Genomic DNA, 21,078 nt, shown 5'->3' with positions numbered 1-21,078 from the left:
CTCCATTTTTTATACTTTCGTGTTATAATATTGTTCGTAGAACAAACTTTTTAATTTTTAAATACAGTGCATTGAACAAAGAAACTTCTCAAATGGGAGTGAGCTGAGTGTTTAGAGAGTTCATCAAGAAGAGGTGGCATTTTTACGTTTTTGGTATCATCTCGTTGATCGTTATAGACCTACTACAGCTTTTTGTACCTAAGGTCATATCAAAAGCTATAAATTCGCTGCAAAGTATAAGAGACATTTCTGAAGTACGGTTTCTTGTGCTTACAATATTGGCACTAGCGTTTGGCATGCTGTTAGGCAGGTTTTGGTGGCGATATTTCATAATGGGGAGCGCACGATATTTCGACTACTACGCCAAAAAGAATCTTTTTGACAAAATACTAAGTTTGGATATGCACTTTTTTGATAAGCACCGCTCCGGAGATATTATGGCGTACTTTACAAACGATGTGAGTACGGTTGAAAGGATGCTTGGAATAGGGGTTGTCCAACTAACCGATGCACTTTTCATGAGCTCGATGACGGTATTTTTCATGGCGACATCCACAAACTGGAGGTTAACATTAACAGCCCTGATTCCACTTCCTGGGATAATCCTTGTTTCCCTCTTTTTTGGTAAACTAATATTCAAAAGGTCCCGCTACACGCAGGATGTTTACATGGACCTGAGTGGTTACACGGAAGAGACTATGGATGGAATAAGGGTGATAAAGAGCTTTTCAATACTGCCGAAAATAGAAGAACTTTTCGATAAAAAGGCCAAAGAACATTTCACAGCAACGATGTCGTTGATACGTATATGGGGTATCATGTGGCCACTTGTTCACTTCATAGGAACTCTTGCGTTCTTTCTTGCACTAACCGTCGGAGGTCCCATGGTGGTGAAGGGGACGGTCACACTCGGTGATTACGTTGCGTTCAATAGCTACATAGGGATGTTGGTCTGGCCCCTCACTGCGTACGGTATGGTCATGAACGTGATCCAGCAAGGAAGGGCTTCATTGCAAAGATTAAAGGAAATCAGCAACGCTGAGCCTGTGGTGATAGAGCCTGAGAAACCTGTTAAGATAGATAGGATAGACGATATAACGATCAACAACCTTTGGTTCAAATACCCTGGAACGGAAAGATATGTGCTAAAAGGTGTTGATTTCGAAGTGAAACGGGGACAGTTTGTAGGTATCGTTGGAACTGTCGGCAGTGGCAAATCAACGTTGGTCAAGGTTATCAGTAAGTTCTATCCAGTTGACAGAGGTAAAATCTTTATAAACGGAATCGATATAAATGACATACATTCGCAAGATATTCGAAGACTTATTTCGTACGTTCCACAAGAAACATTCCTATTTTCCGACACTGTGGCAAAAAACGTCGCCTTCGCTATGGAGGAATTCGATTTGGAAGAAGTAAAGCAATATGTAAAACTTTCTGCAGTTGATGAAGACATCGAGAAGTTCCCCGAAAAATACGACACAGTCGTTGGGCAGCGCGGTGTGATGCTCTCAGGTGGTCAAAAACAAAGATTAACAATTGCAAGGGCGCTTATGAAAAAAGCGGATGTCTACATCTTCGATGACTGTCTATCCGCTGTAGACCCGGAAACCGAAGAAGAAATCATCCAAACACTTAGGGATAAAATGAAGGGCTCAACGATGATAATAATAACACATAGACTAAAAGTGCTCCAAAATGCTGATGTCATCTATGTACTTGATCAAGGTGTTATACTTGAAAAAGGCACGCACTATGAACTCTTGAAAAACGACGGATTGTACGCGAGGATGTATAAAAAGCAACTGGTGATCGATAACAATCAAAATTGAGTAAAATTTTCAGAAGAAAAAAAGAATATGGCTCTTCGCAGCCTTTTTGTGATAAAATAAATGCCAAGGAGTTACTAAAGCCTTGGCATTTTTTTCTTAAGGAGTGATAAAATGGTTTGGTTTGTAGTTTTTCTGATTAGCATGGTAACTATCCTTACGATCTTTTTTGTATTACTGAAGCGCAGATTAAGAGACAAAATCGAAAGCGAAGCATTTCTAAACAAGCTTCTTGCGGGCTTCGGAATCGTATTGGATACAGAAAAACTCGGAATATCCATATGGATTGACAACGATTTGACGTACATTAATAGTATTTTGCTGGAACATTCGAATCTGTTGGGAATCGATATAAAGAGTAGAAAAGAACTTGATGAGTTGTTTGCTCATCCAGAGAAGTATCTTGTTATTTACGATGTTATAACTGAGATTAAAAAACGACGTGAAGCAAATGTGCAAGAGTATTACGGCTCATGGAGAAAAGAGATTGGCCAAAAGTACATTGAAATAAAGTACATCAGAAGATTTTTAGACGGGAAACAGTACGTAGTTTTGACGACAAGGGATGTTTCTCACGAGCTCTCAAATTTGGAAACCACCATATTAGCCGAGCTGAACGAGATTTTTGAAGAGGAAATTTCAAAAGAGAGCATTAGCTTATATGAATTTGGTGACAGGATTAGGACTATACTTAATAAGCATGGTCTTGTCGATATCTTTGGAGTAGGATTGCTAAGGACCAACGGTGAGATTTACTTTCCATATTTTAAATACGCAGATGAAGATGATAGAAGCGGCCTTGTGATGTCACCTTCAGAAAAGACGATGTCGCGGTACATCATAGACAAAGGGCTTAAATTGCACATAGAAAGCGCTTTAAAACAGCAAGATTTGGGGGATGGATATAGGCTTAAGAAGATAAGAGGAGAAGACTTCACAATCTACGGCGTTCCAATAATCTTCAGAGGACAAACAAGAGGAGTGATCCTATTTGAAAAGCAAGGGACAGAACAATTTTCGAACGCAACGCTTGCTGTATTCGATAAAGTAGCACACTTCATCTTTCTTGCCCTCAGGTTCATCGATATATTGGAGGAGCTGGAGGATGAAAAGAAAAAACTCTTGGAGGTATCAATAAAAGACTATCTAACCGGTGCATACAGCAGGCTATTTTTGGAACAGTTCCTAGAAAAAGAACTGAGTAAATGCAAAAGGACGAATTCGAAGACAGCCGTTGCCTTTTTGGATGTTAACGAATTCAAGAGAATAAATGATACTTATGGACACGTGTACGGAGATAAAATATTAAAAACACTAGTTGAGGTTATATACAAAAATATCAGAATAATGGACTTAGTTGCAAGATACGGCGGTGATGAATTTGTGATTGTTTTACCTGAAACAACGCCGGAGAATGCCGGTTTAGTTATGAAAAGAATAGTGGAAGCACTTGGTGAAAAGAATATATCAATTTCGTATGGGATGATAGAAATTTCTGAATTCGCAACAATTGAAGATATTTACAAAGAAGTCGACAGAAGAATGTATGAGATGAAAAAGAAGTCTAAGCAAGAAAATTCGGCTGAGGATTAGAAAAATAAACAAAGTAGGAAGGAGAAAAACATACGATGTTAGGCGATGAGAAAAGTGTGAGGTACGCTTTTTTAAATAGATTAGGCTTTTTTTCAACGAGCCTAATCTTTTCTTGTTTTACAGTCACTATTGCTGTCACGCTCACGATTTTCCTGCTCCTTAGTTCTTGCGCGCTTACAAAACAAGGATATGAACAACTCAAAGAAGGCCAATCCACCAAGCCCTCTGTCTGCATAGATGAGACCGGCAATGAGTACTATCCCAATCGTGTACTCATCGGGTACTCTGATGTAAGAAAGATAAGTCAAATCCTGAACCTTTTGAACGGAAGATTGTTGCTCCACATTCCTGAGATAAGTGTAATTTCTGTAGAAATCACCGAAGATGCGAAAAAGGCAATTCAACTGCTGGAAACGGAAGGAATCAAGAATAAATATGGAATACGCTACGCAGAGTACGTATACGTTAGAAAACTGGTACCATTTGAAATTGGACCTCTTCAAGAGGTAAACAGAGCGCTTGTTGCATCCAAGGTATCCTCATATTATTCCAACTACACAGGTGAATCACTCGATGTATATTTGTGGGGGCTCAGAGCGATTAAAGTGAAAGACGGTTGGAAAGCTGGATATAATGGTGATGGCGTTATCGTAGCCGTGCTTGACACCGGTGTCGATGGAACTCATCCTGACTTAGAAGGGCAGTTGGTTGAAGGATACAGGCCTTTGAATGATGAAATACTTCCAGCTGGCAGTGATTCATCGTTCGGCGGTGCGCACGGGACACATGTTGCAGGAACGATAGCAGCGAAGTTAGATGGTAAGGGAATCGTCGGCGTTGCGCCACGCGCAAAGATTATGCCTGTTGTTTTGTTTGACAACGGTGGATGGTACGTGGGAGATGATTACGCTGCAAAAGGCATCGTTTGGGCGGTCAACCATGGTGCGAAAGTGCTCAGCAATTCGTGGGGCGGTTCTGGTTATTCACAGACGCTGAAAGAGGCGTTCGATTACGCACTTGAAAGAGGTGTTGTCGTAGTTGCGGCAGCGGGAAACTCGAAATCGACACAATCTTATCAATATCCTGCGAACTATCCCGGTGTAATACAAGTCGGTGCTGTAGAATTCAACGGTGGGAATTACATAATAGCGGACTTTTCAAGTGGAAGCCCGATGATAAGTGTGTGTGCACCTGGAGTTTCGATTATTTCAACGATGCCACAAAAAGACTCTTATGGACACGAAGCGAAGCAAAGCTTCGTTATACCTGAAAACGGAGGCTATTACGGTTTCATGACCGGTACCTCGATGGCAACACCGCACGTGTCAGGTTTGGTGGCGTTGCTATTGCAAAAGTATCCAACCGCAAAACCTTGGCAAATAAGAAAAATGCTCGAGCAAAATGCTTTGGATATTGAAACTACTGGTTACGATGAAAAGGCAGGCTATGGACTCATTCAGGCTAATGCTGTCGAAGACGACTTGCCTTCAAGTGGAGGATTGGACTATCAACTCACCGTCACAGATGCTTATAGTAGTTGGAGGGTGCCTTCCGTTAGTGTCTCACTTCTTGGAATTTCAAGTACTGGTCGCAATGTTCGGTACTTTGCAAAGACCAACACTGAAGGTATTGCGAAGTTTATCGGTATAGATTCCGGTAGGTACGATGTAATTGTCAGTGGTCCAGACACGAAAGTGAACTCAAACGGATTAACGAGGGTAGCTTTCAGAAAAGCAGAGGAACGAACGGTGATTTTCCAAGCGGCTTTGGTTGATAACCGTAACAATGCGGTAAGGTTTTCCTCATCTGCATCGTTGCGTCTTGTGAATCCACCACCGGCGGTTGTTAATTCGCAAATTGTTTTCGTTGATGTAACAAAGTTGCCCACGGAAACAGGATATGAGATAGCAATGAATTTAGAAGAAAATTTTGTTGACTTCTCAGAACTCAGCGGACAGTATCTGATTAAGCTGAGATTGCCTCAGAAAGCTGATACGGATATCTTACTTTCTGGAACGTTGACACTGAACGGGGTAGAAATCCCCGTGAATGGAAAAATAACCAAAAATTCCACGGAAACTTACTTGTCGGATAACAACGTCTCATATACCTGGTGGACGCTTTTTGGAAAAGCGGAATAAAGGGTTAAAAGGCAGATTTAGTGGAGAGTGGAAAAATGAGAAAGCTGAGACAACTATGGACAAACTATTCTTCTTATGTTTTACTAACAGTGGTTTTACCACTTTCGCTACTTTCTCTTAGTTCTTGTGTTTTCCTCAATGCTGGAAGGCCCAATGCAAATGATGTTCAGATATCTCTGTTCGTTTCGGAATACAACAGCGGTCCATCTGTTGAGGATGCTATTGTCGAGGTTATTAAAAACGGAAGTGTAATCGACAAGAAAAAGACAAATAGTGGATTAGCTCGGTTCGAAGTACCGCGATATTCCGGTCCTTATTTGATAAGAATTTCGAAAGATGGGTACGCAACCACTACGATAAAGGTTTTAAACATACATTCCCCACTTGTACTCAACACCACTTTGAGAAGACCGAAATTTCTGGTCGGAGAGCAAAACACGAACGAGATAGACATATCATTTGATATATACACTTCTGATAGAAAACTCTCCAAATTGCTTCCTGATGAGAATGGAGTTTATAGCATTTTCGGACTGCCAAAGTTATACATATCAGCGCAAAGCACAGTTTCAAGACTCCCCATAGCTTTTATGTACGCAAAACTTGGCAATCCGCCAGGTGCAGAATACCTTAGCTCACCGAGGTTGTTTGCTGAATCTGATGTTCTTGAAGGCTATTTGGAACTTACACCATTTTCGGGTAAGACGTACCTATTTATCGATGCATACGATGTGAACGACAACAGATACGAAATAGTGGTTCCTCTGAACATAATCAAATCGACGGATTTAAAGATTGTACCATACATCGTTGAAGCTCAACAACCTTCCGTGTACGCTTACCATCTAAACACCACCGTCAAGTACTATTCAACCGAGATTGGTGAATCGTACGATTCAAAAGAAAAACTTACGAATCTTTACGTGAAGCTCGTTTGGAAAAAATGGAGCGATAGTACTCAAAGAAGCCGGACGAATGAACCAGACGGATACGTTATTTACAAATCATACGACGGTCAAAAGTACGAAAGACTCTCCGTGGTTGGTTCAAAGCAGAATGCATATTACGACACATACAATAACTTACCTGATGTCAGGGTTTGGTATTCGATTAGTGCGAAATATGGTGATTTGGAAGGACCAAAGACGTTTCTTGGCAGTGTTGTCCCGCTTCCAATGGTTTACATTACCGACGTTTCACCGACGGACGGAGCCACAAACGTGTCTTTAACACCTACTTTCAGCTGGAAAATGGCCGGTGTGGACAAATACGTAGGCAAAGTCAAATACCTCTACGACATTTGGTTGTACGACCTTACTGTAAACAGTGGACAATTCCATTATCCACTAATAGAAGACACATACTTTGTAAGTGAGTCCTCACACGTTTCGATAGCTCTGTCAAGTTATTCATGGTATAAGCTTCCAGATGGAAAATTACAGAGTGGGAAACCTTACGAATGGGCACCGGAACTCATAGCAGCAATGTGGGAGGACAGAGAAAACAACTCGGTTTCACTCTCAGTTAACTGCGATTACAACTTCAAAGTTGCACCTATGGTAATCGCGCCTGAAAAATACTACCTATTCGTAACGGGTTCTGAGTAGGACTCTGGGTTGTTGACCTTTATAAAAAGGTTTCAAATGTGAAACTTAGTAAACGATTGTGGTTTATTCCTTTTCGTGGTTTAATATTTTAATAGAGAGAGTTCTTCCTGATAATACGCTTATTTCACGAAAAGGGGTGATTTGTATGGAAGATGTGAGGTCCCGTGTGGTAAGTTCGCTCACAAAACTTATAATGATAGTCGTTTTCTTAATCGATTTCCCTGCTTTGATGTTCAGCTACTATGTTTTTACAGGCATCGGGAGTTACCCGATACTGAACATGGTGATAGGATATATGATTGCGGTTCTGATAACGCTTCCTGTAGTGCTGTTCCTGATTAGAAGCAACGCTTTAAAAGCACTGAACGGGAGCGGATTCAATGTTTCAATCTACACATCGGTGGTGCTGTTCGTGGCTAATATCGTAGCAGCCACTGTAGTTGGAATAGTGGCCAACAAATTGTCACCTCTACCTGAAGGCTCACTTATTTTGAGGCTCTCAGGCGCACTCGCAATTAATATGAACATAGTTGCGCTTGCGATTTTTATCTACTCAAAACTCAACATTGCAAAAAGTGTACCAGATAAAGTATTTGACAAGTTCATGATTCCAACCACGCTGAAAATAAGCGTAGGTGTTATGTCTGTCTCGCTTTGGATAGGTCCGGCTTTGCTAAAGTACGCTACTTTGAGGTTTCAGTTAGACCAGTCGGTACAAGGAAGGTTGGTCCTGATAAGTATTGTACTGAATTTTCTGATTGCAATAGTGACAATCGTACTTGTAAGCAGAGTATTGAAAAGCCTACCGATTTTGAGACATTCTTTTGAAAAAATCGCTGCGGGTGATCTGACGTTTAACGTTGAAATTTCATCTGTTGATGAGTTTTACCAAATCGGTTCTATGTTGAATTATGCAACAAAAAGCATAGCCAAATTGATCGAGGATTCAAAAACAACTTCGACTCTAACGAAGGAATCGTTAGAGGAATTCAGAAAGCTCTTTGCAAAGTACGAAGAAAATTCGCGGGTCTTTTTAAACAGCATAGAAAAGCAGCAGGAAGCTATTGAACGAATCACAAGCTCAGTGGAAGAAATAAATGCAACAATTGAAGAACTGTCCAGTCAAGCTGAAGGTCTGAGCAAGATTTCTATTAATGCCGCCTCTCTTGCAAAGATACTTGAAGAAAAGACCGAATACGGAAGTAGCGAGCTGGAAAGTGTCAGAAAATTGACAACTGGCTTTGTAAAGGAGTACGAAGAACTGAGAAATGGTATCCGTAACCTGGCCGATGCGACGAAGAATATTGGGAGTATAATAGAAACGGTTCGCCAGATAGCTGAGCAAACGAACTTACTCGCACTAAACGCTGCAATTGAAGCTGCAAGAGCTGGCGAAGCTGGAAGAGGTTTTGCTGTAGTTGCTGACGAGATTAGGAAACTGGCAGAGCAAACAAAAGCATCAACCGATACTATTACCTCTACCATATCTGCTGTGGACGAATATTCAAAAGTTTTGGAAAAGCAGATTGAAAGACTTTACAAAGAGGTTGAGCAGACCGAATCGGGATACAACAAAGTCTCTGAAAGTTTTGAAAGGATTGCAAAAGTGGTCAGAGACATCACCAATTTAATTGACAGCATCGCTGCTCACTCGGAAGAGCAAACAGCAAGTGCAGAAGAAATGAGGTCAGCTTCGACAGAAATCGTTCACAGTATGGAAGGAATTGAGGAAAGTGGACAAATGATACTTGAAAAAACGCGTGGGAGTATAAGTGAAATAGAACGTATCGGTGAGCAGATAAGCAAACTGAGAGCTGTTGTCGATAGATTAATTTCGGAAATAGGAAAGTTTAAAGTTTAGTGAACTGATAAAACTGAAACCCCCACGACAAGTTGTGGGGGTTTTTGATTCATAGAACCTATCTACCTCATTTAACTAATCCCAAGACCTTCAAAGCTACGGTCTGTGAGCGAGTTGGTGTTCCGTACGCCAGAAAAGCACCGGTGATTATCCTTGGGTCGTACACGTACGTTTTACGATAACCCGTCACTATATCCCCGGTAGATGGATTAAACGTTCCAACAGGCCCCCTGACGTTTTGCATTATGCTCCCAAAAACAAAAAGCTGACCTGCTGAGCTACCTTGGTTGTATCCATCTACTTGGAACGACCCATCAAAGGCAAAAAGGCTTGCGAATATCTTCATATTTTGCAGTTTTTCACCAACTCTTATGTTGTTTATCGCAACAAGATTCAAAGCAGAAGTTTCGTTGGAGTTGACAAAATTTTTGATTTGATCTATTTTTGACTGACTAACTAATTCACCGTTTTGTCCGTGTTCAGATGCTCCAAAATGGTCTCTGAACGTTTCGTAAGGTATTATGCGCTGTTTTAAGACAATATCTCCTTCAGAGAACAGAGTATACGCTCCTTTGTAAGTGGAAAGTTTGGTTTGCCCTTCTACGGTGATATTTCCAGTTGCGTAAATTATCCCATTAAAAAGTATGTTAATTGTTTCCTGAGGACCACCGCCACGTCTTGTGAGTCTTGCGTGCGGGGGTTCAGGATTCCATGTGATAATGTAGTCTGTATTTCCTTGAGAAATCATAACGTCGTAATTAGTTGCGCCTTGACCGTGGTTGAAGCTTACTTTTACATCCCCGGTGAATTTTATCCCACTCAGTACATTTGGATTGTTTTTTATCGTGTTGTAATCACGAACAAGGTCGTTGACCGTTCTTCGGTATTCATCCTTGATGGCAGAAAAATTAAGTGCATCAATATCTTGCTGAGTTAGTATGCGGTATGGTGGATTGCCGAGCAGGTTTGCGTGAGAACCGTAATTCGATTCTGGAACAACTTGCCCGTTCCTGTCCTTTATTCCCCTTACTTCTATTGTTGACCTAAACGTCGGTCTTCCACCAGCGTTGTTTATGTTTATAAAATCATGACTTCTCAGCGGTCCATCGATCAGTTCATCTTTTATGAAATATATCGTTGTACCATCGGGTCTTGTTTCTCTATTTGTGAAGTATATGTACTGATTGAGTAATTTTGAAGTCACGATTCCGTATGCGTACGTTACCAGGTTCTTCTTCTCAACTTTCGAAACAAGCATAACGGTTAGAGGGAAAGTAGTTCTGAAGGCGTATATGGAAATGCTGTCTAGATTCCTCGATGATAGATAGTTTCTAAGCTCATCTCTCAATACATTATCCTCAGCAGATGCGCTTGTAGTTGTTATTGTGGCTATCGCAAACGAATTGTTACTCAGCACATTTGTCTGGAAGAAACCCTTCCACTCCGCGCCGAGCCTTGACAAAAATGTATCATACCATTGTGGAACTTGATTCTGGTACACGATGTTGAATCCCAATACCCCAGCCGAACGGGTTCGGATGTAACCGATACCCGTGTTGAGCACGTTGAGTGCATCAACATCAAGTTGCGAACTTATGTGTGTTCTCACGATATTCGTTCGGTAATTCGCGACGAGTTCGTACAGCGCCAAAAGTGTTATGCTTCCAACTAAAAGAAAAATGAGCACTAAAGCGGTTATAAAACCTTTTCTTTTCATGAGCATCCCTCCCACGATTTTTCTCATACTTTTCACGATGCGCTACTTAGAGCTGTGAGCAGTGGAACTACAAATTCTCTCCTTTTCAACTTTTGACTTCGAGGGGTGAACTTTAACTCCAAATACTTCGGGTCGGTTATCACGCCATTATCTTCTCTTGTCTGAAGAGCGATCGTTATACTTTCTATTCTTTCCGAGCATGTGTAAATAGTTTTACCATCGAACTTAATAACAATCTTATTATCTTCAGGTCTCTTATCGAATTTCAACTCCATTTCTCTGGCGACAACGCCTGAGCCAGAGGGAGCGAAGAACGCTAAACTTATATATCTACCATTCGGATCAATTTCGTTTTGATTGGGGCTTTTATCGGTATTCAGCCAGTCATCATTCCAAACACTTTGAGTTAGCAGATTATCGATGAGCGATGTTATGGTTTGCACTTCCGAGTAAAAACTCGCGTATTCTTTTTGCTCATTTAAGACACTCAACGTGATATTAACTATCAACCCTAACATTCCAATTATGAAAGCCAAAACGACCATCGATGCAATTAGTCCAGAAAGAGTTATATCCATTTTAACACCCCGCTTTCGCAAAGATTTGATTAATATGGCTTGTACTGGTACACAATGAACGGTTGGAATTTACTTGGAGAGGTTTCTATAGTAAAAGTATATTTTGTAAAATATTGACCAACCGTTGTGGTTTGAACATTAGTAACTTTGGGATAAGAAAGCTGGCTTCCTTGATAAAACGCTCTATTTATGTTTTCTATGTTGACCTGCGCATTCTGTGTACCTAACATGTAAACATACCTTGCAATAAAATTCTCCAACTCAATTACACGTTGCTGGTTTGATAACATCGAAATCGACTGAAGAACAACCGACAACCCACTTGCAATAACGGCAAAGACGATGCCGATAAGTAATAACGAAACAAGAGCTTCGGTTAAGGAAAAACCTCTTTTTAAATACAACTTATTCATCAAGTTCACCCCCTGGTCACCTTAACAAAATTTTACTACATTATCCCGAAAAATTTTCCCACTCTTACATGCCTTCTAAAATATTAGACCAAGTTAGACGATAATTTGTTCAGGAAGGAAAAACAAACTTCATTGGAGCTGAAAGCATGGAAAAGTTTGAAGAATTGATTTCTTTGAGAACGTCAAGTCAAATACCGAACTTAACGATGTTGGTGGTTGATTTCATAACCGAGTTGGACGAACTGGAATTTGTTGATAAACTTGCAAAGGCAGTATATGTGCACACAAATGCAAACGGAGTCCGGGTAATGACCCCTAACTTCGTTAAAATACTCGGCACCAATTTAGGTGTCCCTCTGCATTTTGACTCTGAGCACGTAAAAATCATAGTTTACTTCTCAAAGATCTCCAAAGAGGACATCGAACTTCTAAATTCAGCTTCAATCATTTGTGAACTGCACTACAGAAATATCCGAAAGCATCAGCAGATTTCAAAAATGGCGTTGTACGATTATCTCACCGGGGCGTACACAAGAACGGCAGGGATGAAAATCCTGGAGAGTGCGGTGGAGAGTGTTCAGCGAACCGGCAGAACGGCGTTTGTAGTATTTATCGATATCGACGATTTGAAGACGATCAACGATGCATTTGGGCATTCAAAAGGGGACGAAACCTTAAAAGAATTCGCACAAGCGTGTTTGAACAACATGAGAAAAACAGATTTTCTTGTCAGATACGGAGGAGACGAGTTTGTTCTTTTCGTAGACTCAGAAAATCCCAACGGTTTGCTTGAGAGGATAAGAAGTAGTTGTGGTGTTGAATTTTCTTATGGACTAGCTCGCATCGAGCAAGGGCAAACCTTAGTCGAAATTCTGAAACTTGCCGATAAGAGAATGTACGAAGAGAAAAAGAAAAAAAGAGTGTAGTTTTCCAACCAGACAATTGAAAGAAAGTGTTTTCATAAGCTTTCGAAAGATTTTCCAAACTTACAGGGGGCTTCACTTAAAAGACGGTTTTGTATGCCTATTTCAATGTTCTCTTTCCCAACCATCATGTGATATAATCTATTAAAGAACGTAAAGGGGTGGTCATAATTGGGGAAGGGAACATTTTTATTTTCCTTATCGAATTTATTCACCATACAGCGCTGGAACAACCGACCAGCGCTCCTTAGGTTTACCGAAGCGGAGAACTCTTTCAACACGCTCTTCCTTTCTTTTGTCTTCCTTACAATTAACGACGAAGAAAAACAACTAATTGAAAACAGCCTTCGCTGGAGACTTTCTCGTGAGCTGCCTAAAATCGTGCTTTCAGACGTTTCCCTACAGCTCAAAGAGCGTATCGAGCGCTTTGCACCGGATGTGTGGAACCAAGTAAGAACGAAAGCACTCGACGATTTAAAGGTCATGGCAGACGAAGAGACTGTTAACGTACTTGTGCCCCAAGTACTTGACTGCAATCCTCTTGACAAACTTGCCGACCTTTACATAAGCTATCTGGAAGCTTACGAAAATGGCAAGCTCTACGATTACAACCAGCCTCTCAGGGAACTGAAAGAAAAAATCGACAGAATGGCTGAAAATATTCCACCAAGCGAGATGGAAAAATACTGGCAGATAGCACAGTACGTCTGGAGCCCGCTTGTCAACCTCACATCGATGGTCCGCTGGAACAGAACGCACAGGAATGTCCGCACAAGTGTCAGTGGGCATTCGTTCGCGGTTGTCACGATGGCTTACCTAATAGCCAAGCTTTCCGAATTCGAAGGTGTCGAAGAAGTAATCGTCAAAAGCATCCTTCACGATTTGCCGGAAGCTTTCACCGGCGATGTGATAACACCCACCAAGAAAAAAGTCCCTGGGCTTGATGAACTTGTGTCAAATGTCGAAAAAGAGATGATGGTTGAGTGGATAAGCGGATGTGAAACTCTGTCTGCGCTCAAAAGATACATCGACTGGGCTGTAGAGCCGTTTTCTGGAGAAGCCGGCAGAATAGTCAGAACAGCGGACTACCTTGCTGCGCTCTTAGAATGTGCTGTGGAGATAGATTCAGGAAACAAGATAGAAATCTTTCGGGAAAACTTCTTCAATTTCAAAAAACTGATAAAAGAAACCTCTCCAATAGACGTTTCGCAGTGGATAGATGAAATAGAAAGCGTGATTTTCTAAGCTTAATAAAAACTTGGTGGAGGAGAACAGGCATGGTAGATTTCAAGATGACGAAGGATGGATTGGTGCTGTACATAAAAGATTACACGGATATCGTTGATGTGCTCCAGAAAGTGGAGGACAAAGTAAAATCGATGGGCAATTTCTTTGCCAAGGGCGATAAAATCATGCTTTTGGTCGAAGAGCACGAAAAACACATCTCGGACATCCCGAAGATCGTTGCTCGGGTCCAAGAACTTGGACTGACCATCTCGCATGTTCTGATGGGCTCGGAAGGGAAAGACGATGTGATAATAAAAAAGAAAGTCGATATGGTCAACCAAGGTGACACGCGCTCTGGTACAAAACTTGTTAAGAAAAACCTCAGAAGCGGGCAGAGCATCATCCATTCCGGGGATGTTATCTTGGTCGGAAACCTGCACGCCGGTGCGGAAATCGTTGCCGGTGGTAGTGTTGTCATCTTCGGTAGATGTCAAGGAACGGTAAGGGCGGGGATAAACGAAGGCAGAGAGGCTATAATCATCGCACTTTCATTTGAGTCGCCTTTTGTCCAAATTTCAGACTTGAAAGGCACGTTTACGGAGAAGTTCAACTATCCAGTTGTTTTACACGTAAAAGCAGGAAGAATAGAGGTTGGAAAATACGATACAAAGATAGGAGGGATAGAACTTGGCTGACAAACAAGTTGAACTGAAGACAAACGAATTATTATTGAAGTTAACATCCATACCCGGACCGTCGGGATACGAAGATGGGGTACTTAACGAAATCCAGCAGATAATGAAACCGTTTTCCGATGAGTGTTTCAGAACACCCATGGGTAGTTTGGTGTGCGTTAAGAAAGGTTCTGGTCCAAAAGTGGGATTTTTTGCTCACGCTGACCAGATCGCGTTCGTTGTGACTAAAATCTACGAAGACGGCTTTCTGAGGCTTTCTGGAGTAGGCGGTTGGGATCCAAAAACGATAATCAGCCAAAAGGTGTGGGTGCACACAAAAAAAGGTAAACTCAGGGGAGTTATCGGATTCATGCCGCCACACCTTCAGACAACTGAAGAATCGAAAAAGGTACCAGACTACGATCATATCTTTGTGGATGTCACGATGAATCAAAACTGGAAGGATATCTCAATTGGAGATTTAGTCACACTCGATGTTGAAGGCTTTGAAAAAAATGGAACGATCTTCGCACCTGCACTCGATAACAGGGCAAGCTGTGTCGCAATAATCAAAGCAGCTGAACTTTTGAGCAAAATCAGAACAGATGCCCAAATTTACTACATCTTCTCCACGCAAGAAGAAATTGGAGGCCCCGGGGCGAAAAGCGGCGCGTACATATCTGAAATCGAATACGGTGTAGTCATCGACGTAACACACGGAGACGAGGATGTTCCGGGCTATCCAAAAATAAAAATGGGTGAAGGACCAGCTGTTGCCATCGGACCTGTAACGAACAAAAAGTTTGTGGAGCACATAAATGCAGTAGCAGGTAAGTACAACATAAAGACACAGATAGAACCGATAGCAGGAAGGTCTGGAACAGACACAGACGAAGTCCAGCTCACAAGAATCGGGGTCAAAACAGCGCTTGTATCCATTCCTCTGAAATACATGCACAACCCATATGAAAAAGTCTTTGTGAAAGACGTTGAAGACACCGCAAAACTACTTGCATTCTGCGCAGCGCACCTTCCAGAAATTGGTATTGAAGAACCAAGCAAAGACTCGGCTTCTGCTAAGGAGGGAGAATGATGCTTAAGTACCTGAAAGACTTAACAGAATTTGCAGGTCCATCGGGAAACGAGGATAACGTCAGAGAGTACATAAAAGAAAAGATCTCTGGAAAAGTCGATGAGGTAATTACAGATAGGATGGGAAATTTGATAGCACTCAAAAAAGGCAAAGGTAGTGGCAAAAAGATACTGCTTGATGCACACATGGACGAAGTGGGGTTCATGGTTACGAACATAAACGAGGATGGAACACTTTCATTCGCACCAGTCGGTGGTGTGGATACGAGGGTTGTAATCGGCAAGAAAGTGAAAGTTGGGAAAGACGTCATCGGTATTATCGGCTACAAAGCGATACATCTGCAAAGGGATGGTTATCTGAGCACACCTAAATACAGCGAACTTAAAATAGACATCGGAGCAAAATCGAAAGCCGAAGCTGAAAAACTAGTAAAAATCGGTGATTACGTATCGTTTGTGACATCATACGAAGAGCGGGGAGATTACATAATCGCCAAAGCACTTGATGATAGGTGTGGTTGCAGTGTATTAATGGACTTAATAGAAGAAGGCATAGAAACAGACCACGACGTATACTTTGCGTTCACCGTTCAAGAAGAAACCGGCTTAAGAGGACCGGCGATTATAGCCGAACAGCTCAACGTAGACATCGCAATTGCAGTTGAGACCACAACAAGCGGTGATGACCCTGAACTTGAAAGACAGCTTTGGTCCACACATCTTGGAGACGGACCAGCCATCACATTCATGCACAGCGGATACGTAGTAAACCAGACGATATTTGAAAAACTCGTTGAGACAGCAAAGCAGAACAACATACCATTCCAATACAAAATGCGCACCGTTGGTGGAACGAACGCAAGAAGGTACGCACTAACGGGCATCCCAGCAGGCGTTGTTTCAGTACCGGCAAGATACATACACTCACCGGTGTCGATAATCAACAAAAAAGACTATGAGCATACACTCGCATTGTTGAGGGAATTTCTTAGAAGGAAAGACTTTTAACAAAGGTTTACAACGATGTGCCGTTTTTTGAAATATTACTCAAAAAACAAAGGCGGATGGTATTGACATTAAAACGTAAAAAATAGTATAATCAATTTGCACTCCTAACAAACAAAGCTAACGGGGGGAAGCTAAACGAAAGTCCTCAAATTACCAAGCCCGCAATACCACATCTCTAAAACGAGGGGGGATTAGTGTGAAGAAAGTGGTATTTTTAGCAGCCAGTATCATGTTGTTTTTGCTGCTCACACTCACCAGCTGTGAGCAGGTAGGTAACCTATTCAACAAACCACCGGTATGGAAGACGATCCCAGATCAGACCATACTGAAGGGGCAAACTGTGAACGTCGATCTAAAAACATACGTTAGTGATCCAGACAACAACCTTGACCAGATAGTTTTGAAAACATCAGGAAAAGGTTCCATATCGAATGGTGTCTACACATGGACACCAACGGAAGTCGGCGAATATACTATAACGGTCGAAGCAGTCGACAAAGCAGGTGCAAAAACAGAAAAATCGTTTAAAGTAATCGTACAACATTCTGGAACGTTGGTAGTGAACATCGCTCTGTATAACTCAGGTCCTGTTGTTGAAGGTGCAAAGGTTGAAGTAAAAGATAGCAGTGGAAATCTTAGGGGTGTAGGATACAGTAACAATAAAGGAGTAGCAACAGTATTATTCAGGTCCGATGCAGAAAAAGAGTTCTTAAACGTATTTATCTCCAAGAACGGTCATGCAAGAACCACAATACTTGGCATGAAATGTTTGAGGGATCAAACAACTGAAATAACAACAACGTTAAGAAAAGCTTCCGCTGCCCAGACAACGACCGAGATTCCGATTGATATTGATGTGGCGCTCTATACTAACAGCACTAAAACAGTACCAGTGGATCCAGCAACGGATTTAACGCTCAACAGCATTTACGTAGTGGTAACAGCAACTCCAGTTGAGTTTAACGCTGGAGTCAACGTTATATACGCGAAGGTCAACGGAATACCAGGGACAAGTTATTTCACTGCTCCAAGGTTGTATGTAAGTGCCTCAAATCAATTGGAAGGCGTTTTGTCTGTTGCTGAGTTCGAAGGTGAAGTGCCACTCATAGTTGATGTCTATGACCACAACGATAACAAAGTCGAAAAGATAATTTGGCTTAATGTTGTCAGAACACCTGCGACTGGTATTATTCCATACATGGTGCAAAGAAATACAACGTATTACACAACTCAGTACGACTTGTACGCATACACAAGAAGACAAGCGGTTGAATACTACTCTGTACCAAAAGTTCCAGAAAACCTGAAAGGTATAGATGCATCCGGTAACACTATCGAACCGGCGGGCGCTCCAGACGACGATTCAAACCTCTGGATAGAAATCAGATGGAGAAGATGGTATTCAACCTCTGGTGCAACGAAACCAAAAGCGTACAAAGTTTACAGATCGTTTGATGGAGAAAATTGGACACCTGTTGCGATACTTCCAGAAAGTTACTATTACTATAGAGATTCCTCTCCGCTTCTTGAAGTCGGTAAGAAGACTTGGTATGCAGTATCTTCCGTTTACGACGGTCTTGAATCAACACCAACGGTTATTGGACATATAACACCACTGCCAGTTCTCAACATAGAAGTTGTATCACCAACAAACGGTTCTACGAACGTTCCAAGAGACACGGTCTTTAAGTGGAAATTCAAAGGCCTTGAAGCATATGAACCGACAGATGAAGAATCACCAACAACGTCCCTCACCTATACTTATAGCATATGGGTATACGACTATATCCAAAATGATGTTGCGTATTACAGCCTTGGAGTTAAACCAAGTTCTTACTACAGATTCACTGTTCCTGATAAAGAAGTCGAAATTAAGTTCAGCGATTACTTTATAGGAAATACAAATGGAAATCCTCCGTACTGGATGGACTTCGCACTGCAAGACGCTTACGCTTACGACAAACTTCAAGCAAATAAAACGTACAACTGGACACTCAGACATGCTTGGGCGCAAAAGATATACAATGGTTTAGGTTTGTCTGATCCAAACTTAAAGTTCAGAACGATTGCATATTCAATCCATGCGGATGATACTGGTGTTCTTCTTGGCAGTTCTCTGACTATAAAGCCATCCGTATACTACACATTCACAACTGGTAAGAATTAAGAAGGGGGGGATAGATGATGAGAAAAATCAGCAGCGCATTGTTGGTTTTTGCTATTACCGTTGTACTGCTTTTTGTGTTCGCTTGTTCACCGCAGATGAATAATAATGCCAATAAAGCTCCAAATGCCTCGAAAGTTAATTCACCGATATTGTTTGGTGAGCTTATCCCTGGTGAATATACAGAAGGTAAAATCCTTGTTGGCTACGAATCACGAGAGAGCGCACTTGAGATTGTAAAACTGCTCAACGGTAAGATTGTTGTCGACCTTCCACAGATTAAGATGATTTCGATAAAATTCAACGGAACAGTAGCAGATGCGTATGCTAAGATAAAACAAGCTAAGATAAAAGGTATAAGATACGTTGAGCCGAGCTACAAGAGAGAACTTATAGAACCACTTCCAGTTAAAAGGGACACAGAGTTGCAGAAATTCGAGCCGAGGTTGAGCAGTGCTTCTCCAAGAGGAACGGAAGAGTTTAGCCCACTACTTTGGGGTGTTGAGGCTGTCAGTGCAACGGAAGTTTGGGCTGAGGCATCAGGTACTGGTGTAATTGTAGCCGTTGTCGACAGTGGTGTTGATGGAACGCATCCAGACCTGCAAGGGCAAGTTATTGGCGGCTACAGACCAGCTTTTGATGAAGAACTTCCTGCTGGAACAGATTCCTCGTTCGGCGGTGCACACGGTACGCACGTAGCAGGTACCATCGCTGCTAAGAAAGACGGTAAAGGCATCGTCGGTGTTGCACCGGGTGCAAAGATAATGCCGATAGTGATTTTTGATGATCCAGCACTTGTTGGTGGAAACGGCTACGTTGGTGATGATTTTGTCGCAGCAGGTGTTGTTTGGGCGGTTGAGCATGGAGCAAAAGTAATGAACAATTCATGGGGTGGCTCTGGATATAGCCACACGATGAAAGCTGCATTCGATTATGCAATGGACCATGGAGTTGTTATGGTTGTTTCATCAGGTAACGATTACTCAAAAGTTCAGCACAAATATCCTGCAGGATATCCAGGGGTTATAAGAGTTGCTGCACTTGAGTACAATGGTGGGAATATCAAAACAACAGGTTTCTCAACAAAGGCAGATTCTGTTGTCATTGGTGCACCTGGTGTGAACATTCTCTCGACAGTCCCTCTTCCAGAGAGCTTAGGATACGAGGGTGAAAGCGTAATTTCTGAACTGAACGGAGGAACTTACGACTATTACGGTGGAACATCCATGGCTGCACCACACGTAACCGGCGTTGTCGCTTTGATTTTGCAAAAGTATCCTAACGCAAAACCGTGGCAGGTAAGAAAGCTCATTGAGCAAACAGCCATAGATGTTGACGAACCTGGCTTTGACCACTACTCAGGATACGGTCTTGTTAACGCAAAGCGTGCACTTTCTGGAACGCTTCCAACAGCCGGTGGAGCAACACTTGACATAGTCGTGACCGATGCATACGGAAGCTGGACAGTTCCATCTGTATTTGTAACACTCAAGAAGAATATCGTCGGGAAATACTTCGCATACTACGCAAAGACTGACGCAAACGGTGTCGCACACTTCCCAGCAATCGACGCAGGAGAATACGAAGTAATCATCGGCGGACCAGATAGTTACGAAAGATGTGAGGCGCCAGAAGGATTTATGGCTTACTATACAGCACTCCGAATGCAGGAAGAAAGGCAGACAAACGATACAATCAACCTGACAGCGGACGCAACAAAAACGTACAAATTCGAATCCACCTTCACGTTACAATTTAAAACACCGCTTAGTGGCGCATCGATTGTTGTTGAAAACCTCTTAACAGAGGAAGTGTTCGAATTACCTTACAACACTAACAAAAAGACTCTCAGCGAAAACTCAGGCCAACTCCTGCTTTCTGTTGCCCTGAGCACTCCTGCAAGTACTGACATAACACTTGAAGGTACAGCAACGATCAACGGACACGAGATACCAGTGTTTGTACAAATACCAGAAGGTGAAAGTGAAGGACTTGTTCTTGATGAATTAGGTTCTTACTTTGGTTACATGTACTTTGATTTACCATTTGCTTGGTGGACAGTTTTTGGAAAGAACTAAGGCATAACTTCTGCCAAAAACAAACCGGTGGGGTAATCCCCCATCGGTTTTTTTTATTGTACAAGGATTTTGTTCCGAGTTCAGTGATTGAAAAATCGATGCCAAGAATGGTTCAGAAGTACATTGAGTGAAATCCGTCTACTGCATGAAGAGAAACTTTAAAGACGCATCGC

General features: G+C 41.9%; 15 protein-coding genes. 12 read left to right on the top strand and 3 right to left on the bottom strand.

All coding sequences use genetic code 11. From position 1 onward, the window contains the following. Positions 1 to 107: 107 nt before the first annotated feature. The 5 genes from CBS1_RS04240 to CBS1_RS04220 all read left to right on the top strand — a co-directional run bounded on the left by CBS1_RS04240 (position 108) and on the right by CBS1_RS04220 (position 9,031). Positions 108 to 1,832, top strand: a complete 1,725-nt coding sequence (locus tag CBS1_RS04240; RefSeq protein ID WP_090221975.1) for an ABC transporter ATP-binding protein — start codon at positions 108 to 110, stop codon at positions 1,830 to 1,832. A 111-nt stretch (positions 1,833 to 1,943) separates the two neighbouring features. Next, positions 1,944 to 3,422 carry a sensor domain-containing diguanylate cyclase gene (locus CBS1_RS04235; RefSeq protein WP_090221973.1) on the top strand — a complete coding sequence of 493 codons (1,479 nt, stop codon included), beginning with the start codon at positions 1,944 to 1,946 and terminating at the stop codon, positions 3,420 to 3,422. Positions 3,423 to 3,457: 35 nt separating this feature from the next. Continuing rightward, on the top strand, positions 3,458 to 5,563 hold the full coding sequence (locus CBS1_RS04230; protein ID WP_090221971.1) for a S8 family peptidase: 2,106 nt from the start codon (positions 3,458 to 3,460) through the stop codon (positions 5,561 to 5,563). 35 nt (positions 5,564 to 5,598) lie between these two features. After that, complete coding sequence (locus tag CBS1_RS04225; protein ID WP_090221970.1) at positions 5,599 to 7,170, top strand: hypothetical protein; 1,572 nt, start codon at positions 5,599 to 5,601, stop codon at positions 7,168 to 7,170. A 145-nt stretch (positions 7,171 to 7,315) separates the two neighbouring features. Further along, the gene (locus CBS1_RS04220; RefSeq protein ID WP_033191978.1) at positions 7,316 to 9,031 is read left to right on the top strand and encodes a methyl-accepting chemotaxis protein; all 1,716 of its coding nucleotides are present in this window, start codon (positions 7,316 to 7,318) and stop codon (positions 9,029 to 9,031) included. A gap of 67 nt (positions 9,032 to 9,098) precedes the next feature. Here the strand turns inward: CBS1_RS04220 and CBS1_RS04215 are convergent, their stop codons facing one another. From CBS1_RS04215 to CBS1_RS04205, 3 genes are read right to left on the bottom strand one after another with little or no spacing between them, the layout of a single operon-like run. Continuing rightward, complete coding sequence (locus CBS1_RS04215) at positions 9,099 to 10,748, bottom strand: hypothetical protein (protein ID WP_241685569.1); 1,650 nt, start codon at positions 10,746 to 10,748, stop codon at positions 9,099 to 9,101. Between the two features lie 32 nt (positions 10,749 to 10,780). After that, positions 10,781 to 11,326, bottom strand: a complete 546-nt coding sequence (locus CBS1_RS04210) for a hypothetical protein (protein ID WP_090221966.1) — start codon at positions 11,324 to 11,326, stop codon at positions 10,781 to 10,783. Between the two features lie 29 nt (positions 11,327 to 11,355). Then, complete coding sequence (locus CBS1_RS04205; RefSeq protein ID WP_090221965.1) at positions 11,356 to 11,739, bottom strand: type II secretion system protein; 384 nt, start codon at positions 11,737 to 11,739, stop codon at positions 11,356 to 11,358. A 146-nt stretch (positions 11,740 to 11,885) separates the two neighbouring features. Here CBS1_RS04205 and CBS1_RS04200 point away from each other — a divergent pair, with 146 nt between their 5' ends. The 7 genes from CBS1_RS04200 (at position 11,886) to CBS1_RS04170 (ending at position 20,905) form a co-directional block, all read left to right on the top strand. Next, a complete protein-coding gene (locus CBS1_RS04200) occupies positions 11,886 to 12,665 on the top strand; it encodes a GGDEF domain-containing protein (RefSeq protein WP_090221963.1) in 780 nt (259 codons plus the stop codon). A gap of 168 nt (positions 12,666 to 12,833) precedes the next feature. After that, complete coding sequence (locus CBS1_RS04195) at positions 12,834 to 13,907, top strand: HD domain-containing protein (protein ID WP_090221962.1); 1,074 nt, start codon at positions 12,834 to 12,836, stop codon at positions 13,905 to 13,907. Between the two features lie 32 nt (positions 13,908 to 13,939). Further along, positions 13,940 to 14,584, top strand: a complete 645-nt coding sequence (minC, locus tag CBS1_RS04190) for a septum site-determining protein MinC (protein WP_090221961.1) — start codon at positions 13,940 to 13,942, stop codon at positions 14,582 to 14,584. Beyond that, a complete protein-coding gene (locus CBS1_RS04185; RefSeq protein WP_090221959.1) occupies positions 14,577 to 15,656 on the top strand; it encodes a M42 family metallopeptidase in 1,080 nt (359 codons plus the stop codon). The genes minC and CBS1_RS04185 overlap by 8 nt, the downstream gene beginning before the upstream one ends. Beyond that, positions 15,656 to 16,663 carry a M42 family metallopeptidase gene (locus tag CBS1_RS04180; RefSeq protein WP_090221957.1) on the top strand — a complete coding sequence of 336 codons (1,008 nt, stop codon included), beginning with the start codon at positions 15,656 to 15,658 and terminating at the stop codon, positions 16,661 to 16,663. Before CBS1_RS04185 ends, CBS1_RS04180 begins: the two co-directional genes overlap by 1 nt. 196 nt (positions 16,664 to 16,859) lie before the next feature. After that, complete coding sequence (locus CBS1_RS04175) at positions 16,860 to 18,830, top strand: Ig-like domain-containing protein (protein ID WP_090221955.1); 1,971 nt, start codon at positions 16,860 to 16,862, stop codon at positions 18,828 to 18,830. A gap of 17 nt (positions 18,831 to 18,847) precedes the next feature. Further along, positions 18,848 to 20,905, top strand: coding sequence for a S8 family serine peptidase (locus CBS1_RS04170; protein WP_241685568.1), 2,058 nt, complete (start codon positions 18,848 to 18,850; stop codon positions 20,903 to 20,905). The last annotated feature ends 173 nt before the right edge of the window (positions 20,906 to 21,078 follow it).

Origin of the sequence: Fervidobacterium changbaicum, from assembly GCF_004117075.1 — a bacterium.
Lineage (GTDB): Bacteria > Thermotogota > Thermotogae > Thermotogales > Fervidobacteriaceae > Fervidobacterium > Fervidobacterium islandicum.
This window is presented reverse-complemented; position numbering and strand designations above follow the sequence as displayed.

Excerpts from the sequence above, each read along its gene's own strand:
- CBS1_RS04235 (WP_090221973.1), top strand. The coding sequence starts at position 1,944 with ATGGTTTGGTTTGTAGTTTTTCTGATTAGCATGGTAACTATCCTTACG.
- CBS1_RS04230 (WP_090221971.1), top strand. The coding sequence starts at position 3,458 with ATGTTAGGCGATGAGAAAAGTGTGAGGTACGCTTTTTTAAATAGATTA.
- CBS1_RS04225 (WP_090221970.1), top strand. The coding sequence starts at position 5,599 with ATGAGAAAGCTGAGACAACTATGGACAAACTATTCTTCTTATGTTTTA.
- CBS1_RS04220 (WP_033191978.1), top strand. The coding sequence starts at position 7,316 with ATGGAAGATGTGAGGTCCCGTGTGGTAAGTTCGCTCACAAAACTTATA.
- CBS1_RS04215 (WP_241685569.1), bottom strand. The coding sequence starts at position 10,748 with ATGAAAAGAAAAGGTTTTATAACCGCTTTAGTGCTCATTTTTCTTTTA.
- CBS1_RS04210 (WP_090221966.1), bottom strand. The coding sequence starts at position 11,326 with ATGGATATAACTCTTTCTGGACTAATTGCATCGATGGTCGTTTTGGCT.
- CBS1_RS04205 (WP_090221965.1), bottom strand. The coding sequence starts at position 11,739 with ATGAATAAGTTGTATTTAAAAAGAGGTTTTTCCTTAACCGAAGCTCTT.
- CBS1_RS04200 (WP_090221963.1), top strand. The coding sequence starts at position 11,886 with ATGGAAAAGTTTGAAGAATTGATTTCTTTGAGAACGTCAAGTCAAATA.
- minC (WP_090221961.1), top strand. The coding sequence starts at position 13,940 with ATGGTAGATTTCAAGATGACGAAGGATGGATTGGTGCTGTACATAAAA.
- CBS1_RS04180 (WP_090221957.1), top strand. The coding sequence starts at position 15,656 with ATGCTTAAGTACCTGAAAGACTTAACAGAATTTGCAGGTCCATCGGGA.
- CBS1_RS04170 (WP_241685568.1), top strand. The coding sequence starts at position 18,848 with ATGAGAAAAATCAGCAGCGCATTGTTGGTTTTTGCTATTACCGTTGTA.